Origin of the sequence: Microvirga aerilata, assembly GCF_016743775.1 — a bacterium.
Classification (GTDB): domain Bacteria; phylum Pseudomonadota; class Alphaproteobacteria; order Rhizobiales; family Beijerinckiaceae; genus Microvirga; species Microvirga aerilata.
Map to the genome: position 1 here is coordinate 45,681 of NZ_JAEQMY010000002.1, position 23,427 is coordinate 69,107.

General features: G+C 62.6%; 22 protein-coding genes and 1 pseudogene. 10 read left to right on the plus strand and 13 right to left on the minus strand.

Annotation, left to right across the window (positions count from 1 at the left end; all coding sequences use genetic code 11):
• Positions 1 to 5: 5 nt before the first annotated feature.
• Entirely contained in the window at positions 6 to 707 is a 702-nt protein-coding gene (locus JKG68_RS02035; protein ID WP_202055430.1) for a gamma-glutamyl-gamma-aminobutyrate hydrolase family protein, read from the plus strand.
• A gap of 21 nt (positions 708 to 728) precedes the next feature.
• A pseudogene (locus JKG68_RS02040) lies at positions 729 to 1,424 on the plus strand (HAD family hydrolase).
• 82 nt (positions 1,425 to 1,506) lie between these two features.
• On the opposite strand, the gene JKG68_RS34160 reads toward JKG68_RS02040, so the two are convergent.
• Complete coding sequence (locus JKG68_RS34160) at positions 1,507 to 2,136, minus strand: M10 family metallopeptidase C-terminal domain-containing protein (protein WP_202055431.1); 630 nt, start codon at positions 2,134 to 2,136, stop codon at positions 1,507 to 1,509.
• Between the two features lie 462 nt (positions 2,137 to 2,598).
• On the opposite strand from JKG68_RS34160, the gene pyrE reads away from it, so the two are divergent.
• Together pyrE and JKG68_RS02055 are read left to right on the plus strand one after the other, a co-directional pair.
• Positions 2,599 to 3,183 (plus strand): orotate phosphoribosyltransferase, encoded by a 585-nt coding sequence (gene pyrE, locus JKG68_RS02050; RefSeq protein WP_202055432.1) that lies wholly within the window; start codon positions 2,599 to 2,601, stop codon positions 3,181 to 3,183.
• A 242-nt stretch (positions 3,184 to 3,425) separates the two neighbouring features.
• Positions 3,426 to 4,082, plus strand: a complete 657-nt coding sequence (locus JKG68_RS02055) for a LabA-like NYN domain-containing protein (RefSeq protein ID WP_202055433.1) — start codon at positions 3,426 to 3,428, stop codon at positions 4,080 to 4,082.
• 56 nt (positions 4,083 to 4,138) lie between these two features.
• On the opposite strand, the gene JKG68_RS02060 is transcribed toward JKG68_RS02055, so the two are convergent.
• From JKG68_RS02060 to dapA, 3 genes are read right to left on the minus strand one after another with little or no spacing between them, the layout of a single operon-like run.
• Positions 4,139 to 4,669 carry a glycine cleavage system transcriptional repressor gene (locus JKG68_RS02060; RefSeq protein WP_202055434.1) on the minus strand — a complete coding sequence of 177 codons (531 nt, stop codon included), beginning with the start codon at positions 4,667 to 4,669 and terminating at the stop codon, positions 4,139 to 4,141.
• 49 nt (positions 4,670 to 4,718) lie between these two features.
• On the minus strand, positions 4,719 to 5,192 hold the full coding sequence (gene smpB, locus JKG68_RS02065) for an SsrA-binding protein SmpB (protein WP_202055435.1): 474 nt from the start codon (positions 5,190 to 5,192) through the stop codon (positions 4,719 to 4,721).
• 6 nt (positions 5,193 to 5,198) lie between these two features.
• Entirely contained in the window at positions 5,199 to 6,083 is an 885-nt protein-coding gene (gene dapA / locus JKG68_RS02070) for a 4-hydroxy-tetrahydrodipicolinate synthase (protein WP_202055436.1), read from the minus strand.
• Positions 6,084 to 6,274: 191 nt separating this feature from the next.
• Here dapA and JKG68_RS02075 point away from each other — a divergent pair, with 191 nt between their 5' ends.
• Positions 6,275 to 8,326 carry a lytic transglycosylase domain-containing protein gene (locus JKG68_RS02075; RefSeq protein WP_202055437.1) on the plus strand — a complete coding sequence of 684 codons (2,052 nt, stop codon included), beginning with the start codon at positions 6,275 to 6,277 and terminating at the stop codon, positions 8,324 to 8,326.
• 44 nt (positions 8,327 to 8,370) lie between these two features.
• Positions 8,371 to 9,249: an alpha/beta fold hydrolase gene (locus tag JKG68_RS02080; protein ID WP_202055438.1), complete on the plus strand. Its 879-nt coding sequence runs from the start codon at positions 8,371 to 8,373 to the stop codon at positions 9,247 to 9,249.
• Between the two features lie 162 nt (positions 9,250 to 9,411).
• On the opposite strand, the gene JKG68_RS02085 is transcribed toward JKG68_RS02080, so the two are convergent.
• The 6 genes from JKG68_RS02085 to JKG68_RS02110 form a co-directional block, all read right to left on the minus strand.
• Positions 9,412 to 10,674, minus strand: a complete 1,263-nt coding sequence (locus tag JKG68_RS02085) for a porin (RefSeq protein ID WP_202055439.1) — start codon at positions 10,672 to 10,674, stop codon at positions 9,412 to 9,414.
• Between the two features lie 501 nt (positions 10,675 to 11,175).
• Positions 11,176 to 12,291 (minus strand): 4-hydroxyphenylpyruvate dioxygenase, encoded by a 1,116-nt coding sequence (gene hppD / locus JKG68_RS02090; protein ID WP_202055440.1) that lies wholly within the window; start codon positions 12,289 to 12,291, stop codon positions 11,176 to 11,178.
• An 88-nt stretch (positions 12,292 to 12,379) separates the two neighbouring features.
• Positions 12,380 to 13,006, minus strand: coding sequence for a maleylacetoacetate isomerase (gene maiA / locus JKG68_RS02095; RefSeq protein ID WP_202055441.1), 627 nt, complete (start codon positions 13,004 to 13,006; stop codon positions 12,380 to 12,382).
• On the minus strand, positions 13,003 to 13,506 hold the full coding sequence (locus tag JKG68_RS02100; RefSeq protein ID WP_202055442.1) for a MarR family winged helix-turn-helix transcriptional regulator: 504 nt from the start codon (positions 13,504 to 13,506) through the stop codon (positions 13,003 to 13,005). Before JKG68_RS02100 ends, maiA begins: the two co-directional genes overlap by 4 nt.
• Before the next feature lie 118 nt (positions 13,507 to 13,624).
• The gene (locus JKG68_RS02105; RefSeq protein ID WP_202055443.1) at positions 13,625 to 14,356 is read right to left on the minus strand and encodes a hypothetical protein; all 732 of its coding nucleotides are present in this window, start codon (positions 14,354 to 14,356) and stop codon (positions 13,625 to 13,627) included.
• Between the two features lie 38 nt (positions 14,357 to 14,394).
• Positions 14,395 to 15,483, minus strand: coding sequence for a TRAP transporter substrate-binding protein (locus JKG68_RS02110; RefSeq protein ID WP_202055671.1), 1,089 nt, complete (start codon positions 15,481 to 15,483; stop codon positions 14,395 to 14,397).
• A 73-nt stretch (positions 15,484 to 15,556) separates the two neighbouring features.
• Between JKG68_RS02110 and JKG68_RS02115 the strand changes: the two genes are divergently transcribed.
• Both JKG68_RS02115 and JKG68_RS02120 read left to right on the plus strand, forming a co-directional pair.
• Positions 15,557 to 16,576, plus strand: a complete 1,020-nt coding sequence (locus tag JKG68_RS02115; protein WP_202055444.1) for a fumarylacetoacetate hydrolase family protein — start codon at positions 15,557 to 15,559, stop codon at positions 16,574 to 16,576.
• Positions 16,576 to 16,923, plus strand: coding sequence for a VOC family protein (locus JKG68_RS02120; RefSeq protein ID WP_202055445.1), 348 nt, complete (start codon positions 16,576 to 16,578; stop codon positions 16,921 to 16,923). Before JKG68_RS02115 ends, JKG68_RS02120 begins: the two co-directional genes overlap by 1 nt.
• A gap of 65 nt (positions 16,924 to 16,988) precedes the next feature.
• Here the strand turns inward: JKG68_RS02120 and JKG68_RS02125 are convergent, their stop codons facing one another.
• Positions 16,989 to 17,522 carry a DUF4142 domain-containing protein gene (locus tag JKG68_RS02125; protein WP_202055446.1) on the minus strand — a complete coding sequence of 178 codons (534 nt, stop codon included), beginning with the start codon at positions 17,520 to 17,522 and terminating at the stop codon, positions 16,989 to 16,991.
• A 197-nt stretch (positions 17,523 to 17,719) separates the two neighbouring features.
• Between JKG68_RS02125 and JKG68_RS02130 the strand changes: the two genes are divergently transcribed.
• Both JKG68_RS02130 and JKG68_RS02135 read left to right on the plus strand, forming a co-directional pair.
• A complete protein-coding gene (locus JKG68_RS02130) occupies positions 17,720 to 17,938 on the plus strand; it encodes a dodecin (protein ID WP_202055447.1) in 219 nt (72 codons plus the stop codon).
• A 197-nt stretch (positions 17,939 to 18,135) separates the two neighbouring features.
• Positions 18,136 to 18,984, plus strand: a complete 849-nt coding sequence (locus tag JKG68_RS02135) for an SDR family oxidoreductase (RefSeq protein WP_202055448.1) — start codon at positions 18,136 to 18,138, stop codon at positions 18,982 to 18,984.
• A 98-nt stretch (positions 18,985 to 19,082) separates the two neighbouring features.
• Here the strand turns inward: JKG68_RS02135 and JKG68_RS02140 are convergent, their stop codons facing one another.
• Together JKG68_RS02140 and JKG68_RS02145 are read right to left on the minus strand one after the other, a co-directional pair.
• Positions 19,083 to 21,179 carry a cadherin domain-containing protein gene (locus JKG68_RS02140; protein WP_202055449.1) on the minus strand — a complete coding sequence of 699 codons (2,097 nt, stop codon included), beginning with the start codon at positions 21,177 to 21,179 and terminating at the stop codon, positions 19,083 to 19,085.
• 384 nt (positions 21,180 to 21,563) lie between these two features.
• Entirely contained in the window at positions 21,564 to 23,375 is a 1,812-nt protein-coding gene (locus tag JKG68_RS02145) for an ATP-binding cassette domain-containing protein (RefSeq protein WP_202055450.1), read from the minus strand.
• Positions 23,376 to 23,427: the final 52 nt, after the last annotated feature.

Here is a 23,427-nt window from a genome sequence, read left to right on the forward strand (position 1 = left end):
CATCAATGCCCCGCAAACCTCGCATCGCCGTCATGATGGACGAGAACACCAGCGTCGACGGCACCCGTTACGACATGGCGAAGGCTTACTTCGTCGCCGTCCAGCGTGCCGGCGGCCTGCCCTTCGGCATCCCCTACATCACCGACATGATCGAGCCGGTGGTGGAAGAGTTCGACGGGTTCGTCAGCGTCGGCGGGCGCATCCGGTTTCCCGACGAATGGTACGCACCCGGCGACGGGTCACGCTATCCGTCCTCGGAGCGCCTCGATGTGGAGCAGGCCCTCATGCGCGGGTTTCTCGATCGCGACAAACCGGTGCTCGGCATCTGCAACGGGATGCAGATGCTCGCCTGCCTCCATGGCGGGCGCATGGTGCACGAGGTGCGCAAGGTCGGCGCGCACATCCTCGACCACGACAGCCGGGGCACCATGCATTCCGTTGAGATCGTGGCAGGGACGATGCTGTCGCGCATCGTGGGAACGACGCGGCTCGACGTGAACAGCCGCCATCAGGAAGCCGTAGTGGAAATGTCTGGCGAGGCCGTCGTCGCCGCCATGGCTGATGACGGGGTGATCGAAGCCGTCGAAATCCCGTCCCGCCGCTTCGCCATCGGCGTGCAATGGCATCCGGAAGCTTTCGCCACCCAGGAGCATCCCGGCAACAGGCTGTTCGATGCCTTCATCCAGGCCGCCCGACACCGCCCCTGATCGAGACTGCAGGAACTGCCGATGCCGATTACCGTTCTCGGTCTCGATGCCGACGACACGCTCTGGCACAACGAGACCTTCTATCAACTGACGCGCCAGCGCTTCAGCGAACTGCTCGCCGACTTTGTCGATGCGCAGACGCTCGAATAAGAAGTTGCCGCAACGGAAAGGCGCAATCTCGGCCTCTACGGCTATGGGGCGAAAGGATTCACTCTCTCGCTCCTGGAAACCGCCTTGGAGGTGAGCAAAGGACAGGTGTCCAATGCCGTCCTCAAGGAGATCCTCGCCGTCGGGCGGGACATGATGAACCATCCGGTGGAGCCGCTCCCCGGCGTCAATGAGGCCCTTGAAGAACTCTCCGGGCGGTACCGGCTCGTCCTGATCACCAAGGGCGACCTGTTCCACCAGGAATCGAAGCTCGCCGCCTCGGGCCTGGGGGACTTCTTCTCGGGCGTGGAGATCGTCAGCGAGAAAAGAGCCGAGACCTACACCCGCATTTTCTCGCGCCATGGCTCGGGCCCGGAGAATGCCGCCATGGCGGGCAATTCGGTGCGCTCGGACGTTCTGCCGGCTCTTGAAGCGGGCAGCTATGCAGCCCTCATCCCTTTCCATCTGGTCTGGGCGCACGAGGACGCCCCGTTGCCCACGGATCATCCGCGATTTGCCGAACTGCCATCGCTCGCTGAACTGCCCAGTTGGCTGGACCGCATAGGCTGACCTGCCGTGACAGAACCGATGCTCATAAGGTGGCGCCACGGCTCATCACCAGGCGGCACCTTTTGGGTCTTATGCGTTCCACTCAGATGACGAAGAAGTCCGAGTGCTTGAGGACGGCCTTGTTGGTGATCGTTGCGATCTTCACCTGGGCCTTGGAGCCGGTGCCGTCCTGGTCGTAGTACAAGGCACCCGACTTCTTGTCGTAGACGATCCGGTCTTCCGCGTCCTGGGCCTTGGTGCCGGTGGTGAACATGTCCGAGTTGAACTTCTTCGGCTTGGAGGCGGTGCCCGCCCCCAGCTTGGTGAAGATCCGGTTCTCCAGGTAGACACTGTCGTCCTGGTAGCGGAAGTCTGCGATCTGATCCACGTTCGTGCGCTTGTTCAGCTTCGTGTCGAACACGAACACGTCCTTGCCCGCCCCGCCCGAGAGCAGGTCGTTGCCCAGGCCGCCATAGAGCCGGTCATGGCCTGCCTCCCCCGCCAGCGTGTCGTTTGCACCGTTTCGTGCTTCGAGAACTCGAGCTTTGATGTCAGTAAATTGCTCTCGGCCCACAAACCATTTATGGACCCAGGTGACAACAAAGCGACCATCCTCCAGCACGGCAAATTTTGGGTCTATCTGATTGAGCTCACTCGTCCCATCGATACGCAGGGCATCCCCTTCAGCGTGCCATCTGCGTTCATAACTGCCGATGAATGCCCTCGTTACCATCCCAAATCTTCATAAGCGAACCATCAGGCAGCGCAACAAGCTGCCCTGAATCAGTTGGAAGCATGTAAGACGGTTCAGACCAGACGACAGGAGCGGGCATTGGCCTTCTCCTACATGGATCAGGTGTCGATATCGGTATGCTGACGCAGCTTTCCTTTGTCACGTGATGAACTGTTCATCCATCCCATGGAATGCGAAGAACCTCACGCATCCTAGTCAGGTCCTTTACTGCAGTGAGCATTGTGAGCCTAAGTTTCTTTGCGGTGGCAGCCCGTGGGGAAACCATAGGACTTCCTCCCAACTAAGAACCTATTCCTTCTAGGAATATGAAACGTAATTAAGTTGGTAAAAGTGCTCTTTCACACATAGTATCTTTCAGGAAACCGGTTCGCTTACATTCAGGTACCCCTTGCCTCCCGCCCCTCCCGCTGCCAAACAGCGCTGATGCAGGAGGCACGAGCCATGACCCCGAATGACGTTCTTGATGAATTCCGATCCGCAGGCGCCCTGCTGGAGGGACACTTCATTCTCTCGTCGGGGCTGCACAGCCCGGTCTTCCTGCAGAAGATGTTCGTGTTCCAGGATCCGGTGCGCACGGAGCGGGTGTGCCGGGCGCTGGCGGAGAAGATCCGGGAGGCGTTCGGATCGGTCGACTACGTGGTCTCGCCCGCCGTCGGCGGCATCGTTCCGGGCTACGAGACGGCCCGGCACTTGGGCTGCAAGGCGATCTTCGTGGAGCGCGAGAACGGCGCCTTTGCCCTGCGCCGAGGTTTTACGATTCCCGAGGGCGCGCGCGTCGTCATGGTCGAAGATATCGTGACGACTGGCCTTTCCTCTCGGGAATGCCTCGCATCCTTGCGCGAGCACCCTGGCACGATCCTGGGCGCGGCCTGCCTCATCGACCGCTCCGGCGGCAAGGCGGACCTCGGCGTGCCGCTCGTATCCCTGGTCCAATTGGACATTCCAGCCTATGCGCCGGACCAGCTTCCGCCCGATCTGGCAGCGCTTCCGGCGGTCAAGCCGGGGAGCCGCAATCTTAAATCATAAAAAGCTGTTTATTTGTCCCCCATAGCCTTGACTGCCTTGGTTCTGACAACTTGACTCTTGGAATTTACGCGCCATTAAGTATTCGAAGTTGCCAATTTTACTCGTCTGAAGGGTTAATAGCAGCCTGTTCTACGACACGTCGCCATTTTTCCGCGCAATTATATTGCCTGCGTAAATAATAGATGTCGCCTGAATAATAAAGGTTGTTATGCCACCCCGGCAGGCACGAAAAGAGAATACTTATGTCAGGCCAGCAGCGGATCGCGCTCTTCATTGATGGTGCCAACCTATACGCTACGACGAAAACCCTGGGCTTCGATATCGATTACAAGCGCCTGTTGAAGGAATTCCAAGGCCGCGGCACCCTCGTGCGGGCTTTCTACTACACCGCCCTTGTAGAAGATCAGGAATATTCTTCCATTCGCCCGCTGATCGATTGGCTCGATTACAACGGCTACCGGGTGGTGACGAAGCCAACCAAGGAGTTCGTCGACTCCACGGGCCGGCGCAAGGTGAAGGGCAACATGGACATCGAGCTCGCCATCGATGCGCTGGAGCTCGCCCCCTACATCGACCACATGGTCCTGTTCTCCGGCGACGGTGACTTCCGGTCCCTCGTCGAGGCTCTTCAGCGCCGCGGCGTACGCGTGTCCGTCGTCTCCACGGTCACCACCCAGCCTCCCATGGTGGCGGACGAGTTGCGCCGGCAAGCCGACGAGTTTCTCGACCTGTCGCAGCTGGTGTCCCGCATCGGCCGCGATCCGTCGGACCGTCCGCAGCGCATGATGGGCGAGAACGGCGAGCGCCCGGATCGCTCGCGCCCGCCACAGCCCCGCAACGGCGCGCTCGAGAGCCGCTACGGCATTCGGCAGCCGCAGGACGACGACCTCGACGTCTGAGAACAAGGTTTTCCGAGAATGCAGGGTGGCCGGGCCTGTCCCGGCCATTCGTCGTTCTAAAGCCTGCTCTCTTCCACCTCGCAGCTCAGCCCCAGGGCTCCTGCGGTGTTGCTCACGGTGGCCAAGCACAGGCTCTCGCGCTGCTGTGGGATGAAGACCGCGAAACGGGTCACGTAAAGGCTGCCCTCCTGGTCAGAGAGCTTGCGCGCCTCAAGGCGCACGATGTTGGCGTCGTACTGCCTGAAGACCTCCGCCAGCCGGGCAACGAGGCCGAGCTGATCGCCGCCGCTGATCGTGATGCGGTGGGTCACGCTCCCGGCAGGGCCCGGGCTCGGATCGAACGCATAGGGAACCGCCCGGATCTCCGCCCCTTCCAGTTCCGGCAGCCCCTTCAGGCCGGCTTCGACCTGACCTGCCGTCAGTCCCGTGGGGATCTCGCACAGGGCCACGAACTCCGCGCCGGAGCCAAGGGCCGCAAAGGTCGTGTCGCGCAGGTTCACGCCGATGTCGAACAGGTGCTCGGCAATCGCCGCGACGAGGCCGACCCGGTCGGGACCGAGAACCGACACCAGAGCAATGGACGCCATGTCTCCCTCCAAGCTGGAGCGAGGGGAGTTAGGGCGCAGCCTCGCTCCGTCAGCCCTTGTCTCGCATCAGGCGCGCCTTTTCCCGGCTCCAGTCGCGTTCCCTCTCCGACTCGCGCTTGTCGTGCAGCTTCTTGCCTCGTCCGAGGCCCAGCTCCACCTTCGCGCGCCCACGATCGTTGAAGTAGATCTTGAGCGGGATCACCGTGAAGCCCTCCCGCTGGGTCGCACCGAGCAGCTTGTTGATCTGCCGCTTGTGCAGAAGCAGGCGCCGGGGGCGCTTCGTTTCATGGTTGAAGCGGTTCGCTTGGAGGTATTCCGGAATATAAGCGTTGAACAGGAAGAACTCCTCGCCCGAAGGTCCGGCATAGGACTCGCCGATGGTGGCCTTTCCCTCGCGCAGGGATTTGACCTCGGTGCCCGTCAGCGCAATGCCGGCCTCGTAGGTGTCGAGGATCTCGTAGTTGTACCGCGCCTTCCTGTTGTCGGCGACGATGCGGTTGTTGTTCTTTGGATCTTTTGCCATGAGGTTCTATGTGTTGATCAGGCCCGCATGGACCATGGCCGAGCGAACTGCCTGCCTTGCGCCCTCGGAGGCCGGAACCAGGGGCAGGCGCACCGCATCTTCCATGAGGCCGAGCAGTGATGCGGCGTATTTGACGGGCGTCGGGTTGGTTTCCAGGAACAGGTTCGTGTGCAGGGGCATCAGGCGATCCTGCACCTTCAGGGCCGATGCGTAATCGCCCTTCAGGCAAGCCGTCTGCATCTCGGCGCAAAGCCTGGGCGCAACGTTCGAGGTGACGGAGATGCAGCCATGGCCGCCATGGGCCATGAAGCCCAAAGCCGTGGCATCCTCGCCGGACAGCTGGATGAAATCCGCGCCCATCACCTGCCGCTGCAGGCTCACGCGCGCCATGTTGGCGGTGGCGTCCTTCACGCCGGCGATGTTCTTCAGCTCATAGAGCCGCGCCATGGTCTCCACCGACATGTCGATCACGGAGCGGCCGGGAATGTTGTAGATGATGATCGGGATACCGATGGCGTCGTTGATCGCCTTGTAGTGCTGGTACAAGCCTTCCTGCGTCGGCTTGTTGTAGTAGGGCGTCACGATGAGCACCGCATCGGCCCCGACCTTCTCCGCGTGCCTGGAGAAGGCCACCGCCTCCGACGTGCTGTTGGATCCGGCGCCCGCGATCACCGGCACCCTGCCCTTGGCCTCCTCGACGCAGATCTCGATGACCCGGTCGTGCTCCTTGTGGCTCAGGGTCGGGCTCTCGCCGGTGGTGCCGACGGGAACGAGCCCGGTCGTGCCCTCTTGGATCTGCCAGTTGATGAAGGCCCGGAACGCCGCCTCATCCACGGCCCCATCCTTGAAGGGGGTCACCAGGGCCGTGATGGAGCCTTTGAATTGGGTCATGGAGAATCCTCGATAAAGATGCGCCGGGGCACGGGGAGCCACGAGGGCTTAACACATAAGAGGGTGCGGCGCATGCGCGCAAACATTCCTTCAGGGAGTTGTCCTAGCTCGGCTCTTAGTGTTTCCTCAAGGAAAACGTCGTCACAATAAGATACAACAGACAGCACGGGGGTTAGCGGGTGAGCCTCAATATGGGTCTTCTCATACGTCTTGTGACATCCGTCGCACTCGTCCACCTGTCCGCTCTCACCGCTCACGCCAACGAAACTCCCCTCATCAAGGCCGACCCTGCACAGTCCAGCGCCCTGGAAAGCTTCGTGCCGCCGAGCCCGATCCTGGGAGACCTGGATCACCTGCCGGGGATCTTCAAGGCCTACCGGGACAACGATCTGCCCGAGGCGGAGATCCTGAAGACGAAGTTGTCCCAGCCGGGCGCGCAGGCCCTCGTGGAATGGTACGCCATGCGCAGCGGCCTCCCGGTGGGGTTCGACCGCTTGACAGCATTCCAAAGGAATTATCCGGACTGGCCGGTTACCAACCAGGCGCGGAGGCGCAGCGAGGACGCGCTTCTGGCGGAGCGAAAGCCGTCCGCCCAGGTCCGGGAGTTCTTCGCCAAGCAGCCTCCTGTGACGGCTGGCGGCAGGATCGCACTTGCGTTTGCGCTGAAGACGGACGGCCTCGATCAGCAGGCGAACGAGCAGATCCGTCACGTCTGGCGGGAGGACACCTTCGGCCCCGACATGGAGCGCCGTATCCTCGACCGTTTTCCGGGCCTTCTAACCCAGGCCGACCACCGCTTCCGCATGGAGAGGCTTCTCCTGAAGGAAAACTGGGGCGGAGCCCAGCGCGCGGCCGGCTATGCCGGCAAGGATCATGGCCTCCTCGTCAAGGCGCGCATGGCCGTGTTCCAGGGCAAGAAGAAAGCCGAGAAGGCCTTTGCGGCCGTTCCCGCATCGCTGCGAGGCGACCCGTCCTATCTGTTTTCCCGCGCCCTGCTCCTGCGTCGGAGCAACAAGCTGGCGGAGGCTGCGGGCATCATAATGCAGGCGCCTCGCGATCCCGAGCTTCGGGTCGACGGCGACGAGTGGTGGGCCGAACAGCGGCTGATCACCCGAGAACTCCTCGACAAGGGCGAGGCCAAGATCGCCTACGACGTGGCAAGCCACCATGCCGCCGAATCGCCGGTGCAGCAGATCGAAGCCGAGTTTCACGCGGGCTGGATCGCTCTGCGCTTCCTGAACGACCCTGCAAGCGCGGCGCGTCATTTCGCAACCGTCGCGAAGACGGCCTCGACCCCCATCTCCATATCGCGCATCGCCTATTGGCAGGCCCGTGCGGCGGAGGCTGCCGGCGCGGCGCAGGATGCCAGGCTCTTTTACGAGCGTGCAGCCGATCAGCCGACAACCTATTACGGACAGCTCGCTCAGTCCAAGCTGGGGCGAACCATCGCGCTGAGGAAAGTAGAGCCTCTGGCTGGGGAGGAGCGCAAAATCTTCGATGCTCTCACCCCGATCCAGGCCGTCAAATTGCTGCAGCAGATCGGTGAGAACGACCTGGCCCTCGGGCTGTACACCGATCTGGCCCAAACCTTGAACGATCCAGGGCAGCTCGACGCCCTGGCGGGCTTGGCCACGTCGCACCAGCATCCCCGTGCCGTGCTGGCAATCGGCAAGGTCGCCCTGCAAAGGGGCTTCCCCCTCGACCAGCATGCCTATCCGCTTGCGGCCATCCCCGACTTCGACCCTGTCGGCGACGAGGTGGAGCCTGCCATGGTCTACGCAATCGCCCGGCAGGAAAGCGCCTTCAACCCGCGCGCCATCTCGAGCGCTGGAGCCCGTGGCCTGATGCAGCTGATGCCGGCAACCGCCAAGAGAACGGCGCAGCGCTTCGGCGTCGGCTTCGACCTGAAGCGCCTGATCGAGGATCCATCCTACAATGCGAAAATCGGCTCGGCCCATTTGGGCGAGCTGATGGAGGACTGGAAGGGGTCCTACATCCTTGCCTTTGCGTCCTACAACGCGGGCGGCGGCAACGTGATCAAATGGATCAGGTCCTACGGCGACCCGCGCAAACCCGATGTGGACGAGGTCGACTGGGTCGAACGCATTCCGTTCTACGAGACCCGCAACTACGTTCAGCGCGTCATGGAAAACCTGCGCGTTTATCGTCAGCGCCTGAACGAAAAGTCCTTGCCCCCGGGTCCGTCCCCGGCAACGGCGGATGCGACAAGCACCGACTATTGATGCAGTATGCTGCTCATCGGAAACCAATCTGACTTTGGATTGAGATGAGCAGCTACCGCGACCTTTTCGTATCCGCAGCCGATGGCCTGCGCCTCTATGCCCGCGACTATGACCCCGGCAGGCCCGGCGCCTTGCCCGTGGTGTGCCTGCCGGGACTTGCCAGAACGTCTGAGGACTTCCACGACTTGGCCGAGGCCCTGAGCGTGGACCCGGACCGCTCCCGCCGGGTTCTCTCCTTGGACTACCGGGGACGCGGGCGCTCGGAATGGGACCGGGACTGGCGCAACTACGATGTCCGGATCGAGTTGAACGATGTCTTGCAGGTTCTGACGGCAGCGGGAATCGAGAAGGCGATCTTCGTCGGCACCTCCCGCGGCGGATTGATCACGATGGCCCTGAGCGCCGCCCGCCCGACACTCCTGGCAGCGGCCGTTCTCAACGATGTCGGACCCGTGCTCGAATCCGTGGGGCTCAAGCGGATCCGGGGCTATGTGGGCAAACTGCCCTCTCCTCGGACCATGCAGGAAGCCGCTCAGATCCTGAGGCATATTTCGGGCCCCGGATTCCCCCGATACACTGACTACCAGTGGGAGAAGATGGCGCGGGGAACCTGGAAGGAGGATGAGGGCCAGCTTATCCTCAACTACGACCCCAACCTGATGAAGACCCTTGAGAGCCTTGATCTTGAATCGCCGCTGCCGGACCTTTGGCCTCCCTTCGAAGGCCTGAAGCCTTTTCCGGTTCTCGCCATCCGGGGCGGCAACTCGGATCTGCTGTCAGCAGACACTCTCCAGTCGATGCAGGAGCGGCACCCGCGCCTCAAGGCCATAACCGTGCCGGACGAGGGCCATGCTCCTTCTCTCGAAGGCGATCTCGTTCAGGACATCAGGCAATTCATCATCGACGTAGAGGCTTCGGCTTAACGGCCTCCCACAGCGGCTCAAGTTCGCTTGCATCACGACCGCTGCATCATCCCGATCACCGGCCGCTCACTGGCGTCGAGACTTTCATGACAGGGGCAATCGCACAAAAAGAAAACCCCGGTGTTTCCACCGGGGTCTCCTTATCCAATCAGGACAAGCCGATTAGAAGTCGCGCTGGATGCGCAGACGGCCTTCCCAGCGATCCTCGTCCTCGAGGTTCACGCCGCTGACGTCGATGTTTGCGTAGAGAACTTCAACACCGATGTCGAGGCCGGAGACCGGCGACCAGAAGGTGTTGGCACCAACGCGCCACTCATCGAAGTCTGCCAGGGTGGTGCCGCCATCGTACTCGACGCTAGCATACGAACCATGGATGTTCGAACGCACGGTCGGGGTCCAGTAGTGGCGCAGACCACCAGCGATCTGCCAGCCTTGGCCGGTCTCGATGTCGCCATCGACGTCGACGTAGGCATCGACCACAGAGAACGCACGAGACGTGCCGGAAGCACCAACGCCCGTGACCGTCGAGCCGAAGCCGAGGTAGGCGAGAGCGCCGTCAGCGTAAGCGGCGGAGAGCCACAGGGCGTCGCCTGCACCGAGAGCCGGCAGGTTCAGGCCAGCCTGAAGGCCCACGGCCCAGCCGAGCTCGCTATCCTCAATGTCGGCGTCGAGGCCGAGCACGTTGGAACGGGTCTGGTGCAGAGCACCGGAGAGCTGAACCGAGCCCCAGGTGCCGGCGTACTTCACGTTACCGACGAGATCGGGCCACATCTGGCCGGCTGCTGCGCCACGGGTAACAACGCCAGTGACGGGGTTGACGATCACGTCCGTCAGCTCGTTACCGGTGAAGGCGCCTTCTTCGAGCGACAGGGTGGCCGAGAAGCCGTTGCCGAACGAGAAGGTGTAAGCCAGCAGGTTCACGTCCGGATAGTCGTAGAAGCGGAGCGTGGTGATGTTGCCGTTGGGCAGGTCGCCGTTCGTGAAGAACGAGGTCGCGCGACCAGCGGTCAGGCCACCGAACTGGATGTAGGCCTGAGCGATGTTCGGGTTGGTGCCGAAGCCGCCGCTCTGGCTGTTGTACACGCCGGTGTTACGGTCCATTTCCATGCGGACGTAAGCGCGCAGGAGGCCGTAAGCCGTGGCGGTGCGGGCGTCGAGAGCAACACGGGCACGAGCACGGAAGCCGATCGAAGCGTCTTCGCGGAACTGCGGCTCGAGGTACTGGTACTCGGCGCGGACGCGGCCACCGACCTTAAGGCAGGTTTCGGTGCCGGGGATGTAGAAGAAGCCTGCGCCGTAGGTGGAGCAGACGCGAACGTATTCGACGGCAGCGGCCTTGCGGGCCGGCAGATCGGCAGCTTGAGCCCCGGCAACAGCCGCGAGACCCGCGACCGATCCGAGGAAGAGGCTCTTGGCGAGCTTCATGGTTAAACCTCCAAAGTGTTGAGACCCTGGGGGGCCGGGTTTTTGTGCCTCGATAGCTTCAACGAAGCCCTAAACACGTCCCTTTTCCCCTAGTACCCGGCAAGTCCGCCTTTTCGGCTGAACCCGCCAGATCACGACTGGGGTGCCCCCGTCGCTGCAGCCACATTATCCATCACCGCCCCGCAAGCAACCGAATGAAGGCGCAAAATGGGCGGGTCGGGGGGATTTTCAGGGGCATGTTGCACAAACGCAACGTTCAGCAGCAGCATCTTTACGCTTCGTTAAGACTTTGCTCGATTTCCTAAGAAATTCTTAAGAAATAAGCCTTTTTCCATGAAGCAATGTTTCCGCGGCGGGGCATGATGGGATCGTTCCGGGCTTCATCCGGCGATCAGGCTGTGCATAACGCCCATCGAGGCGCAGAACGCCTTCTTCCGCCCACGTAAAAGAAAAGGCCGGGACAAGCCCGGCCTCCCTCCCGAATCGTGGACCGGAAAAGGTCTAGGCGACCTTCGGACCCAGCACGCCCCGGCGAATCTGATCCTCCTCGATCGACTCGAACAGAGCCTTGAAGTTGCCTTCGCCGAAGCCGTCGTCGCCCTTGCGCTGGATATACTCGAAAAAGATCGGCCCGATGGCGGTCTTGCCGAAGCGCTGGAGCAGAACCTTCGTGAAGCCTCCTTCGACCACTCCTTCTCCATCGATCAGGATGCCATCCTTCCGGAGCCGCTCGAGCGGCTCCTCGTGGCTGGGCAGGCGCTTGTCGACGCGCGCGTAATAGACGTCATTGGGTGCCGGCATGAATTCGAGACCGGCCTCCATGAGAGCCTCAATGGATTCGTAGAGATCGTGGGAGCCAAGGGCCACGTGCTGGATGCCCTCCCCCTTGTACTCCTGCAGATATTCCTCGATCTGGCCGGTCTCTCCCGCATCCTCGTTGATGGGAATGCGGATCTTGCCGTCCGGGCTCGTCATGGCGCGGGAGTGCAACCCTGTCAGCTTGCCCTCGATGTCGAAGTAGCGGATCTGGCGGAAGTTGAAGAGGCGCTCATAGAAACCCGCCCATTCGTTGAGCCGGCCGCGATAAACGTTATGGGTCAGGTGATCGATGTAATAAAGGCCGACGCCTTTGGGCTTGGGGTCGGGCTCGCCCAACCACTCGAAATCCACATCGTAGATGGAGCCCTTCGACCCGTAGCGATCCACGAAGTAGATCTGCAGACCGCCGATGCCCTCGATGGCTGGTATCTCGAGCTCGTTGGGGCCGACCTCCGTCTGAACAGGCTTGGCGCCCATGGAGAGGGCACGCTCGAAGGCATACTTCGCATCGGCAACCCGGAACGCCATGGCGGGAGCCGACGGGCCGTGCTGGCTTGCGAACCGCTCCGCAAACGAGCCTGGTTGGGCATTCACGATGAAGTTGATGTCGCCCTGGCGGTAGAGCATCACATTCTTAGAGCGGTGCTTGGCAACGGCGCTGAAGCCCATGGTCTTGAACAGGCGATCAAGAGCCTGCGGATCAGGGTGGCAGAATTCCACGAACTCAAACCCGTCCGTTCCCATGGGGTTCTCTTCGGAAATGGCGGCCGGCGGTGCATCGTGCGGGAATGGTCCCATGGCTTTCCTCCTGTCATGCCCCTCACCTGTCGAGAGGCTTCCGATTGTTCAAAACCAACGCATGCGCCAGCAGGCGGATGCATCCTTCTCAGACCGCGTCGGGCTGGTTGTCGGGAGCGGCATTCTGGAATGCTTTGTGAGCGGCGCAGGCCGCATCCACCGCAACGATCTTCGGGTAAGCGTCGAGCGGAACGTTGAATCGCCGCGCGTTGAAGACTTGCGGCACGAGGTAGATGTCGGCGAGCGTGATGCGGGGACCGAACGCATAAGGCCCGGGACCGAGCAGAGCCTCGATCGCATCGAAGCCCTCTCGCACCCAATGGGCATACCATTCATCGGCAGCGGCCTGATCGTGCCCTAAGCGGTTCTTGAGATAGCCGATGGTGCCGGAATTGTTGAGCGGGTGGATATCGCACGCGATCAGGCTGGCAATGGCCCGGACCTTGGCCCGATTGATCGCACCCACAGGCAGCAGAGGCGGCTCCGGATATACCTCGTCGAGATATTCGAGGATCGCAGGAGACTGGATCAGGGTCGTGCTGCCGATATCCAGGGAAGGCAGGCGCCTTTGAGGATTGATCGCCCCATAGCGCTCCTCGCGCTGCTCCCCCTTCAACAGATTGACGGGCACCGCATCGTAACTCACGCCTTTCAGGTTCAAAGCGATCCTGACCCGGTAGGCTGCGGAAGAGCGGAAATAGGTATAAAGCTTCACGCGCCGTTCTCCTCTTCTGTGTTCGGAGCCAGAGATCGCGCCTGAGCCGTGAGCTTGTCGATGATCCCCACGAGCGTGTGCTGCTCCTCGCGGGTGAGAACCGACATGAGGCGCTCCTCGACGGCAAGGGCCTCGGGAGCCACCGCCTCGTAGATCGCGCGCCCTTTATCGGTCAGCGCAAGAAGCTCCTCGCGACGATCTTCCAGATTAGGGCGGCGAACGATGAGGCCGCGCTCCTCGAGGGAGGACACGGCGCGCGAAACGGTGGATTTGTGCATGACCCCATCGGGCGCGATATCGCGCGCCGCGCGATGCTCATACTGACCCAATGTGACGATGACTCGCCAAGCCGGGATTGAGAGGCCGAAGCGCTCAGCGTAGATTTGAGCGAGCGCGTTCGAGGTCAGGCTCGCCAGAACATTGAGCCGGTAAGGCAGAAACTGCTCCAGGACCACCAATGGGTCAGAAGCCTCTTTCTTTGCCGCGGACGCTGATGCCATTCCCATGCCGATCGTTGCCGGTGCAACCAATATCACAATTCGTTGCATAGGCAACTAGATCTGGGCGCATCAAGGTCAATATCAGGGCGTCAGAGCGGTTTGAGAACCGGCTCTCAGGCTAACGATCAGGATCGAACTGCAACCCATTACCTATGTCGCCGATGAGCAGGTCCCGGCGCCGAGGCAGGTTCTTCTGCCTGACTTTCGTGGCATCGTCCTGAATGTTGCCGGTCGTCACTTTGACCTTCCCGGTCAGGTAGTTGATGCTGACGGCCTTGGTCGCGCCGCTTCCCCGATGCAGCTCGTCCCGGTCGTATCCGATGAGCTCAAACCTGCCGTGCCTGTGCCGGAACGTATAGGCAGCGGTGAAGGTTTCCCAACCTCCGGCGCTCAGGAACCAGCGCAAGCGCACCTGCATCGAGCCGCGCCTGATGGCGATGCCATCGTCCTTGTCGAAGGGATCCTCTGCCACGGGATTCGTGCGGCGTGGGATCAGCGCGTGATCCTCAAGCTGCAGGGCATAATCGGTCCCGGATTTCTCACGGAAGGCAACCGCCAGAATACGAGGATTGGTGTCGAAGGGATCTTCCCCCAAGCCTTCGGAATTCGGGATGACGTTGGCGGGGCTCTTCTGGCGTATGACGAGCGCGAGATCGTCCATGCCGTCCTGGTTGAGATCACCGGAGGCCTGAGCTTCAAGCACCCATCCGGTCGGCACGAATCCGTCAGCAGACGCAGCCCGCTTGGGCAGTCCCGGATAGGAAACGTCCGCGATGGCAATGTCCTGCGCTCGGGCATCGGCGGCGGGAAGGGTCCCGCCGCCAAGGGTGAGCCAGAGAAGGAGCGGCACCTTGAACAAAGGCGTCCTACTCTGGGCCCGCCTCATGCTCATACCCGGCCGCGGGTGCGGATCATGAAGGTGTCGAAGGCGTATTCGTTGAGCTGCCACCAGGGCAGCACGTCGTTGCGATAGGCCACCATCGAGTCGTAGACTTTCTTGAAGCTCGCATTGCTGGCGGAGAGCTCGCCATAAAGCTCGTTGGCGGCCTTGAGCGAGGCTTCCATGATGGGCTGGGAGAAGGTACGCAGCTCCGCGCCGGCGCCGACCATGCGGCGCAGCGCCTGCCCGTTCACCGCATCGTACTTGGCCAGCATCCAGTTGTTCGCGGCCTCCGTCGCCTGGTTCATGATGGCTTGGTAGTGCTTTGGCAGCTCGTTCCACTTCTGCTGGTTGACCACGAGGTGCAGCATGGCGCCGCCCTCCCACCAGCCGGGAGCGTAGTAGTACTTGGCCACCTTCAGGAAGCCGAGCTTCTCGTCATCGTAGGGACCGACGAACTCGGCCGCGTCGAGGGTGCCCCGCTCCAGGGCCGGATACACGTCGCCCGGCGCAAGCTGCTGCGGCACGACGCCGAGCTTCGCCAAAACCTGGCCGCCCAGGCCGCCGATGCGGAACTTGAGGCCCTTCAGGTCCTCGACGGAGTTGATTTCCTTGCGGAAGAAGCCGCCCATCTGCGTGCCGGAGTTGCCGCAGACCAGGGAGGTGCAGTTATGCCTGCCCATCACCTCGTTGATGATCTCCTTGCCGCCGGCGAAGTGCCACCAGGAATGGAGCTGGCGCGCATTGAGGCTGAAGGGCAGGCCCGTGCCCATGCCCAGCGCCGGCTCCTTGCCGATGTAGTAGTAGAGAGGCGTATGGGCGCATTCCACGGAGCCGTTCTGCACGGCGTCCATGGCCTGGAGGCCGCCGACGATCTCGCCGGGCGCGAACACCTGGATCTGGAACTTGTTGTCGGTCGCGTCCGCCATGTACTTGGCGAAGGTCTGGGCGGTTCCGAAGATCGTGTCGAGGGATTTGGGGAAGCTCGAGGTCAGGCGCCAGCGGATTTCCGGCTGCGTCTGCGCGATCGCCGGGGCGGCCACAGCACCGGCCGCGGCTGCGAGCCCGGCTCCTTTGAGGAAGTTTCTTCTCTTCATTGTGGTCATAGGCGTTTCCCCGGAAAGTATTTCGTTGCAAGCTGAGTGGACCATAACAACCCGGTCGGTGGCAATGAAGCTCTCCTCCCTCAATCAAGGCCGTGATGGCCGCCTCGTGGTCGTCTCGAAGGACCTGACCCGCGCGACAGACGCATTTTTCATTGTTCCGACGCTTCAGCAAGCCTTGGACGATTGGGAAAAAGTCGAGCCCCGCCTTCGCGATCTCGCCGAGCAGCTCGAGCACGGCTCCGTCCCGGCCTTCCGGTTCCATGAGCACGACTGCGCGTCTCCCCTGCCCCGGGCCTATCAATGGGCGGACGGCTCGGCTTACGTGAATCACGTGGAGCTGGTGCGCAAGGCGCGAGGCGCCGAGATGCCGGCATCGTTCTGGACCGATCCGCTCATGTACCAGGGCGGCTCCGATTCCTTCCTCGGACCGCGGGAGCCCGTCCTGGCCATCGACGAGGCCCATGGCATCGACTTCGAGGCGGAGGTGGCCGTGATCACCGGCGACGTGCCCATGGGGGCAACCCGCGAGGAAGCGGCGGCCGCCATCCGGCTGATCGTGCTCGTCAACGACGTTTCCTTGAGAAACCTGATCCCGGCGGAACTGGCCAAGGGTTTCGGCTTCTTCCAGGCCAAGCCCTCCTCCACCCTCTCGCCCGCGGCCGTCACCCCCGACGAGCTGGGAGAGGCCTGGGACGGCGGCAGGCTGCACCTGCCCCTGCTCTCCAGCCTGAACGGGCAGCCTTTCGGCAAGCCGAACGCAGGCGTCGACATGACCTTCGACTTCCCGACCCTGATCGCGCATGCGGCCAAGACCCGGCCGCTCGGGGCAGGCACCATCATCGGCTCCGGCACGGTCTCCAACAAGGACGAAGGCGGTGGACCGGGCAGGCCCATTGCCGAGGGCGGCCTCGGCTACTCGTGCCTTGCTGAGCTGCGCACGGTGGAAACCCTGGTGCAAGGCGAGGCCAGGACGCCCTTCATGCGCTTTGGCGACACGATCCGCATCGAGATGAAGGACAAGGCGGGCCACTCCATCTTCGGCGCCATCGAGCAGGAACTGGCGGCCTACCGGAGGGAAGGCTGATGCTGCGCCTCGACCACGTTCAGCTTGCCATTCCAAAGGGCGCGGAGGATCAGTGCGGGCGCCTCTATGTCGATTTGCTCGGCATGAAGGAAGCGCCCAAGCCTTCCACCCTCGCCGGGCGCGGCGGTCTTTGGCTGGAGAGCGGGCCTGTGCGGATTCATCTCGGGGTCGAGGAGAAATTCAGCCCCGCCCGCAAGGCGCATCCGGCTGTTGCGACCGGCAATCTCGATGGCCTGGCCCAGATGCTGTCCGAAGCAGGCTGCGAACCCACCTGGGATGATGCCATTCCTGAGGTTCGGCGGTTCTTCGTCTCGGATCCTGTGGGCAACAGGATCGAGTTCTTGTAAGGGTGAGCCCTCTTGAGGGTGGGCAGGCTGCCGAAAGGATCCGGCAGCCTGATCTCCTGCTAAATTCACATCGCCCGTGCGACGCCACCGCCGCCGATCGACTGCGCATGCTCGAGATGCATCTGCAGGTTCGGGAGGGTTGCGCCGGCAAAGTCGGCGAGGGGCTGAACGTCGCCGTTGGAGGCGTAGGACGAGAACAGCGCGATTGATTCCTGGTGCGACATGACCTGGGCGCTCATATAGGCCGAGTCGAAATCCGGGGCTGCCTGAACGGTGGCCAGCATCGCCTGGTGGCGGGGGATCAGGGCGGGCGGCGGCATCGGCAGGCCCGAGCGGCGGACGACCGCCGCCATACGGCGGGTGGCCAGGTTGTGGTCGCGGATCATCTGCCGGGCGAAGCGGCGGACCTCCGGATTGCGGGCGCGCTGCAGGGCGAGACGGCTCGATTCGATCTCAAGGAGGTTGGACGAGGTCGCCGTCGGAACGAACACCGCCGCGCTGGTCACGGCCATTGGAGGTGGGGCCGACGCCATCGGGGTCATGCAGCCGGCAACGCCGAGCGCCATGGCGCTGGCGACAAGAGCTATCTTGAGGTTCATCGCAGGGGTTCCCTTCCTGTGCCCGATCCCTATGGCCGAGCTGACGCACCCGAAACGAGGGAACATCCTCCTAAGTTCCTCCGTCGTCTCATCAATTTTTTCTAATCGGCCCATCCTGACGAAATCGCCCGGCCAGCCGTGGCCGATCTCACCGGGTGCCCTAGATCCGTGCGTCCCCGAAAATCATGGAGCGCCCAATGGATGATCACGTCTACAAAGTCGTCGAGCTCGTCGGCTCATCCACGGACAGCATCGAGGACGCGATTCAGACCGCGATCCAGCGGGCGAGCCAATCTTTGAGAAATCTGCGCTGGTTCGAGGTCATCCAGACCCGCGGCCATGTGGAGAACGGCGAGGTGCGCCACTATCAGGTCGTGCTCAAGGCAGGCTTCACCCTGGAAGCCGGCGCTGAATGACGCCTCGTCTCGGCCCTGGGCTCGAGGCCTGAACCGCGACGGCCTGTTCGCCCCTCCGACCGGACCGACCGAATGGCATGAGGCGTGGAATGGGGCGGTAGGCCTCGATCGCCCGCCTGCGCATGCGCCAATCCTTGATCGGGCACGGAACTTCCCGCGCGTCCCGTGCTTAACGGGGTCATTCGAGGAGCACCGCCATGAGCCAGTCCGATCAGGAACACATCCAACCCCCCGGCACCGAAGCGGAGATGACGCCCCAGGCGGATCACGGCGAGGCGAGTTACCGCGGCTCCGGCAAGCTCACCGGGCGCGTGGCGGTGATCACCGGAGGCGACAGCGGTATCGGGCGAGCGGTGGCGATCGCCTACGCCCGCGAGGGCGCGGATCTCCTGATCAGCTACCTGAACGAGCAGGAGGACGAGGATGCCCGGGAAACCGCGCGCCACGTCGAGGCGGCTGGGCGGCGCTGCGTGCTGATGCCCGGCGACATCGCCGAGGCCGCCCACTGCCGTGCAGTCATCGACCGGGCGGTGAGCGAGTTCGGCCGCATCGACATCCTGGTGAACAACGCCGCCTTCCAGCGCACCTATGAGAAGCTGGAGGATATTCCGGACGAGGAGTGGAGCTATACGTTCCGCACCAACATCGAGGCCATGTTCCACCTCTCCAAGGCCGCCGTCCCCCACATGAAGCCGGGATCGTCCATCATCAACACCACGTCGATCCAGTCGGACAAGCCGAGCCCCATGCTGCTCGCCTATGCGTCCACCAAGGGCGCCGTCTCCAACTTCACGGCGGGCCTCGCCCAGATGCTGGGCGACCGGGGCATCCGGGTGAACGCGGTGGCGCCGGGCCCGATCTGGACGCCCCTGATCCCCTCCACCATGCCGGACGAGAAGGTCAAGAATTTCGGCAAGGACACGCCCCTTGGCCGCGCCGGCCAGCCCAAGGAGCTCGCCGGCATCTACGTCCTGCTCGCCTCCGAGGAGGGCAGCTACATGACCGGCGGCATCTACGCCGTCACCGGCGGGACCCCATTGCTATAAAGGCGGTACGGAGCCCAGCCATCGGCGCGGGCCGAATGAGCCCGTAGGCTATGCGCCATCCTCTGCCGGTGAGCAGAGGATGGGCAATTCACCGATCTTCAGATCACGAAGAAATCTGCCGCCGTCATTTTCAGGTTCTTGCCGAGGGCTGCGATCTGCACCTGACCCTTCCCGCCGGCCCCATCCTGGTCGTAGTAGAGCTTCCCGGTTTTCTTGTCGTAGACGACCCGGTCTTCCTTATCCTGGGCCCGCGTGGCGGTCACGAAGGCGTCGGAGTCAAGCTTCTGAGGCTTGGCGAGACTGCCCTTGCTGCCGAGAGCCTTGAACACCACATTGTCGAGCCAGATGCTGTCGTCACGAACGACGAAATCGTCGATGGCATCCACATTCGTCCGTCCCGTCCGGGCGTTGAACACGAACACATCGCTGCCCGCGCCTCCGGCCAGCATGTCCCTGCCGTCACCGCCATAGATCGTGTCGGCGCCCGCTTCGCCCTGGAGCACATCGGCCCCTGCCCCGCCCTGCAGGACAAAGGGCGCGGCCTCCACCTCGTTCGTCACCGCGATGGCAAAGGTCTGTGTCGTCACGCCTTGGTAATCGTCCTGGGCCTGAACGGTCACGCTGTGCTGGCGGACGGCTTCGAAATCGACCGCGTTGGCCACAACGAGCTTGTTGCCGACGATGGCGAAGGGGCTGCCCGCACTGAGGCTGTATCTGACATCATCCCCATCCGCGTCCTGCGCCGAGAGCGTTGCGACCACGCTGCCGACCGACGCGTTCTCCGCAACACTCGTAGCCGAAAGGGCAAGGCCTGTCGGGGCTGAGTTGGTGAGAGCGTTCACGCCGTCATCGAACTTCAAGAAGCGGATGTTCTTGAGCTGATCCGTCCCGTCCACCGCACGGGCGCCCTGGCCCGTGACTGTTACGCCGCCGCTCACATTCTGGATGCGATAATCGGCACGGCTGCCCGCGTAGACGGCGGTGTTGGTGCCCGTGCCGCCATCCAGGGTGTCGTTGCCGGCGTTGCCCTGGAGCGTATCGTTGCCGCCGGCTCCTTCGAGCAGGTTGGCTGCGGCGTCGCCTTTGAAGACGTCGTTACCCGCGCCGCCGCGCAGGTTCTCGATGCCACCAAGCTTGTTCCAGCCATAGCCGGTGTTCTGGCGCTCAATCCCTAGCGAAAGATTGACCATTGCACCTATGGTGCCGGAGAAGACGGCCGCGTCCGTGCCGAGACCACCATCCAGTGTATCATCTCCGAGGCCGCCCTCAAGGGTGTCATTGCCTGCATTTGTCGATATGCTGTTGTTTGCTTCACTTCCAATTATGTGATCGCGGCCCGCACCGACTTCGATGTTCTCGATGTTCAGGAACGTCTTTTTTCCATACCCCGTGGATTGCTCATGGGTCAGTCGCAGGTCCAGCGTAAGATCGCGATCCGGACCTTCGATTCTCATGGTGTCTTGACCATCCCCACCATCGATCGTGTCGTTTCCACCCGCAACTGCAAAGGTGTCATTGATTGCACTACCAAAGGCTTGATTGTTGCCGGGGCCGAAATCGACATACCCGTTGATTAGCTGCCCTAAACGCCCATCAAAGAAATCATCTCCGTCTCCTAAACTGATGGAACCGCGGATGAGGCCTGTATTGATAATAGTGTCCACCCCATTCGAGCCACTAATTCCAAGATAAGTTCCGTCACCTCCAGTTCCACCAAAAATTTTACCTGTATTAAAAATGTAAGAATGCGCATCGGATACAAAATTAACTGCACTGGAGCTGGTCGCTGCAATGATAGTCCCACTTTTCAGGATCGAAAGATTACGTCCCTGCAAAGATATACCACCGGCTGTTTTTCCGAAGATGTATCCTTCGTTTGTGACCGCCTGATCTGCAGAGCTGTCCCCCCAAAGGCTAACTCCGCCGTCTTCTCCGTGGACAGATCCTGTCGAGCCAACCGACACATTGTTCGCGCCAGTCAGCGACTTATTACCGAACGCTCCCCCTGAAACACTGCCCATGATCGTTACGGTCAGATTAGCGTTGCGGGCATGAATGCCATTCGCAGTAGGGCCTGAAGCAGAAATGGAACCTGTGCTTTCAACGATCAGTAGATCGCTAAATCCAGTGATCTCGATACCGTGCGTTTCCCCTGTTCGTATCGGAAGAACAGTATTCACGATAAATGTAGCCATGAGCTGCCCCAAATGTCCTTGCAATAAAGGTCGGCAGCAACTTGCCACAGAAAGCATGGCCCGCGCCCCCTCCGTTCAGGGAGGAGGCGTCGCGTTTTTTGCCAATGCTTACCCTGAAGCAGCAGGGTTATGCTGAGGGTCGCACCCTTCCTTCGCGGCCCTCACAATGTTCGAGCCGCCAAGAAGGCGCAGGATACGGTCTTCTAGGCTTAAGCTTGAAGCCAAACGGCGTATAGTGAGAAGGGTTTGCGAGAGGAGGAAGGCCTCCAACCGAAAGGTCTGATAGGCCTCCGCAATGCCGCGTCCTGATCGGCAACGGCAAGCACGCTGCAACCGCCTTCACGCGGGAGAAGGCTTGGCCCACGGGGGCAAGGCTTCAACAGCCTACCCCTCCAGATCCTCGCGCAGCATTTCCAGCTCAAGCCAGCGCTCCTCAGCCGCATGCAGCTCCGTCTGCAACTGCGTCAGAGCATCCATCGCCTTCTGGAAGCGCGCGGGATCGCGGGCGTAGAGATCCGCGTCGGCGAGGATGTCCTGGACCTTGGCGATCTTCGCCTCCAGTTCGCTCATGCGCTTCGGCAGGGCCTTGAGGTCGTGCTGCTCGTTGAAGGAGAGCTTGCGCTTGCCCGGTGCCGGGGCAGAGGCCGCAGGCTTGTCGGCGTTCCTGGGCTTGGCCTCCTTCTCGACGACGCGGGCCTGCACGCCGCGCCCGCGCTGGGCCACCATGTCGGTGTAGCCGCCCGCATATTCGAGCCAGCGCCCCTCGCCTTCCGACACGAGAATGGAGCTCACCGTGCGGTCGAGGAAGTCGCGGTCGTGGCTCACCAGGATCACGGTTCCGGAATAATCCTGGATCATCTCCTCCAGGAGGTCGAGGGTCTCCAGGTCGAGGTCGTTGGTGGGCTCGTCGAGCACCAGAAGGTTCGAGGGCTGCGCGAGCGCCCGGGCCAGCATCAGGCGGTTGCGCTCGCCGCCGGAGAGCACGCCCACGGGGGTGCGGGCCTGCTCGGGGGAGAACAGGAAGTCCTTCATGTAGCCGATCACGTGCTTGGTCTGGCCGCCGATGGTGACCGTGTCGCCGCGCCCGCCCGTCAGGGTCTCGGCGACCGTGGCGTCAGGGTCGAGGCTCGCCCGGCGCTGGTCGAGGGTGACCATCTGCAGGTTCGAGCCGAGGCGCACCCGGCCTTCGTCCGGCGCGAGAGCGCCGGTGAGCATGTTGATGAGGGTGGTCTTGCCCGCCCCGTTCGGGCCGATGATGCCGAGCCGATCCCCACGCAGGACGCGTAAGGACAGGTTCGTCACGATGGGGCGGTCGCCGTAGGATTTCGCGATGCCTTCCGCCTCGACCACGAGGGTGCCGGACTGTTCGGCCTCGGCCAGGCTCACATTGACCGTGCCGACCGCGCGGTTGCGGTCTCGGTACTGCTGACGCATGGCGTGGAGATTGCCCAGGCGGCGCACGTTGCGCTTGCGCCGGGCAGTCACGCCGTAGCGCAGCCAGTCGGCCTCGGCCACGAGCTTGCGTCCGAGCTTGTGATGCTCGGCCTCCTCCTGCTCCAGCACCGCATCGCGCCACTCCTCGAAATGGGCGAAGCCCCGGTCCATGCGCCGGGTCTTGCCCCGGTCGAGCCAGACGGTAGCCTGGGACAGGCTCTCCAGGAAGCGCCGGTCGTGGCTGATGAGGACAAGCGCCGAGCGCAGGCTCTTCAGCTCGCCTTCGAGCCACTCGATCACCGGCAGGTCCAAGTGGTTCGTGGGCTCGTCCAGGAGGAGGATGTCGGGCTCGGGCGCCAGCACGTGGGCCAGCGCCGCCCGGCGGGCCTCGCCGCCTGACAGGGCGGCGGGCACTTCCTCGCCGGTCAGGCCCAGCTGCTCCAGCAGGTAGCGCGCCCGGTAGGGATCGTCCCCCGGCCCGAGGCCCGCCTCCACATAGGCGAGCGTGGTGGGATAGGCGGCGAGGTCCGGCTCCTGCGCCAGATAGCGCACGGTGGCGCCCGGCTGCACGAAGCGCTTGCCCCGGTCGGCCTCGACAAAGCCTGCGGCGATCTTGAGCAGGGTGGACTTGCCCGAGCCGTTGCGGCCGACGAGGCAGGCCCGCTCGCCTGGGGAAACCGAGAGGTCCGCGCTCACGATCAAGGGCGTGCCGCCGAAGGTGAGCGCCGTATCCTGAAGAGATAAAAGAGGAGGAAGTGCCATTCCCCGTCACCTGACACCTCTTAGTCGCAGATGCAAGACCGCTCAGGGTTGT

Coding starts and splice junctions, on each gene's coding strand:
- JKG68_RS02110 (WP_202055671.1), bottom strand. CDS start 15,483: ATGAAGAGAAGAAACTTCCTCAAAGGAGCCGGGCTCGCAGCCGCGGCC.
- JKG68_RS02075 (WP_202055437.1), top strand. CDS start 6,275: ATGGGTCTTCTCATACGTCTTGTGACATCCGTCGCACTCGTCCACCTG.
- JKG68_RS34160 (WP_202055431.1), bottom strand. CDS start 2,136: ATGGTAACGAGGGCATTCATCGGCAGTTATGAACGCAGATGGCACGCT.
- JKG68_RS02080 (WP_202055438.1), top strand. CDS start 8,371: ATGAGCAGCTACCGCGACCTTTTCGTATCCGCAGCCGATGGCCTGCGC.
- JKG68_RS02115 (WP_202055444.1), top strand. CDS start 15,557: ATGAAGCTCTCCTCCCTCAATCAAGGCCGTGATGGCCGCCTCGTGGTC.
- JKG68_RS02135 (WP_202055448.1), top strand. CDS start 18,136: ATGAGCCAGTCCGATCAGGAACACATCCAACCCCCCGGCACCGAAGCG.
- JKG68_RS02100 (WP_202055442.1), bottom strand. CDS start 13,506: ATGGCATCAGCGTCCGCGGCAAAGAAAGAGGCTTCTGACCCATTGGTG.
- JKG68_RS02125 (WP_202055446.1), bottom strand. CDS start 17,522: ATGAACCTCAAGATAGCTCTTGTCGCCAGCGCCATGGCGCTCGGCGTT.
- JKG68_RS02145 (WP_202055450.1), bottom strand. CDS start 23,375: ATGGCACTTCCTCCTCTTTTATCTCTTCAGGATACGGCGCTCACCTTC.
- dapA (WP_202055436.1), bottom strand. CDS start 6,083: ATGACCCAATTCAAAGGCTCCATCACGGCCCTGGTGACCCCCTTCAAG.
- pyrE (WP_202055432.1), top strand. CDS start 2,599: ATGACCCCGAATGACGTTCTTGATGAATTCCGATCCGCAGGCGCCCTG.
- JKG68_RS02085 (WP_202055439.1), bottom strand. CDS start 10,674: ATGAAGCTCGCCAAGAGCCTCTTCCTCGGATCGGTCGCGGGTCTCGCG.
- JKG68_RS02035 (WP_202055430.1), top strand. CDS start 6: ATGCCCCGCAAACCTCGCATCGCCGTCATGATGGACGAGAACACCAGC.
- smpB (WP_202055435.1), bottom strand. CDS start 5,192: ATGGCAAAAGATCCAAAGAACAACAACCGCATCGTCGCCGACAACAGG.
- JKG68_RS02120 (WP_202055445.1), top strand. CDS start 16,576: ATGCTGCGCCTCGACCACGTTCAGCTTGCCATTCCAAAGGGCGCGGAG.
- JKG68_RS02060 (WP_202055434.1), bottom strand. CDS start 4,669: ATGGCGTCCATTGCTCTGGTGTCGGTTCTCGGTCCCGACCGGGTCGGC.
- JKG68_RS02140 (WP_202055449.1), bottom strand. CDS start 21,179: ATGGCTACATTTATCGTGAATACTGTTCTTCCGATACGAACAGGGGAA.
- JKG68_RS02055 (WP_202055433.1), top strand. CDS start 3,426: ATGTCAGGCCAGCAGCGGATCGCGCTCTTCATTGATGGTGCCAACCTA.
- JKG68_RS02130 (WP_202055447.1), top strand. CDS start 17,720: ATGGATGATCACGTCTACAAAGTCGTCGAGCTCGTCGGCTCATCCACG.
- hppD (WP_202055440.1), bottom strand. CDS start 12,291: ATGGGACCATTCCCGCACGATGCACCGCCGGCCGCCATTTCCGAAGAG.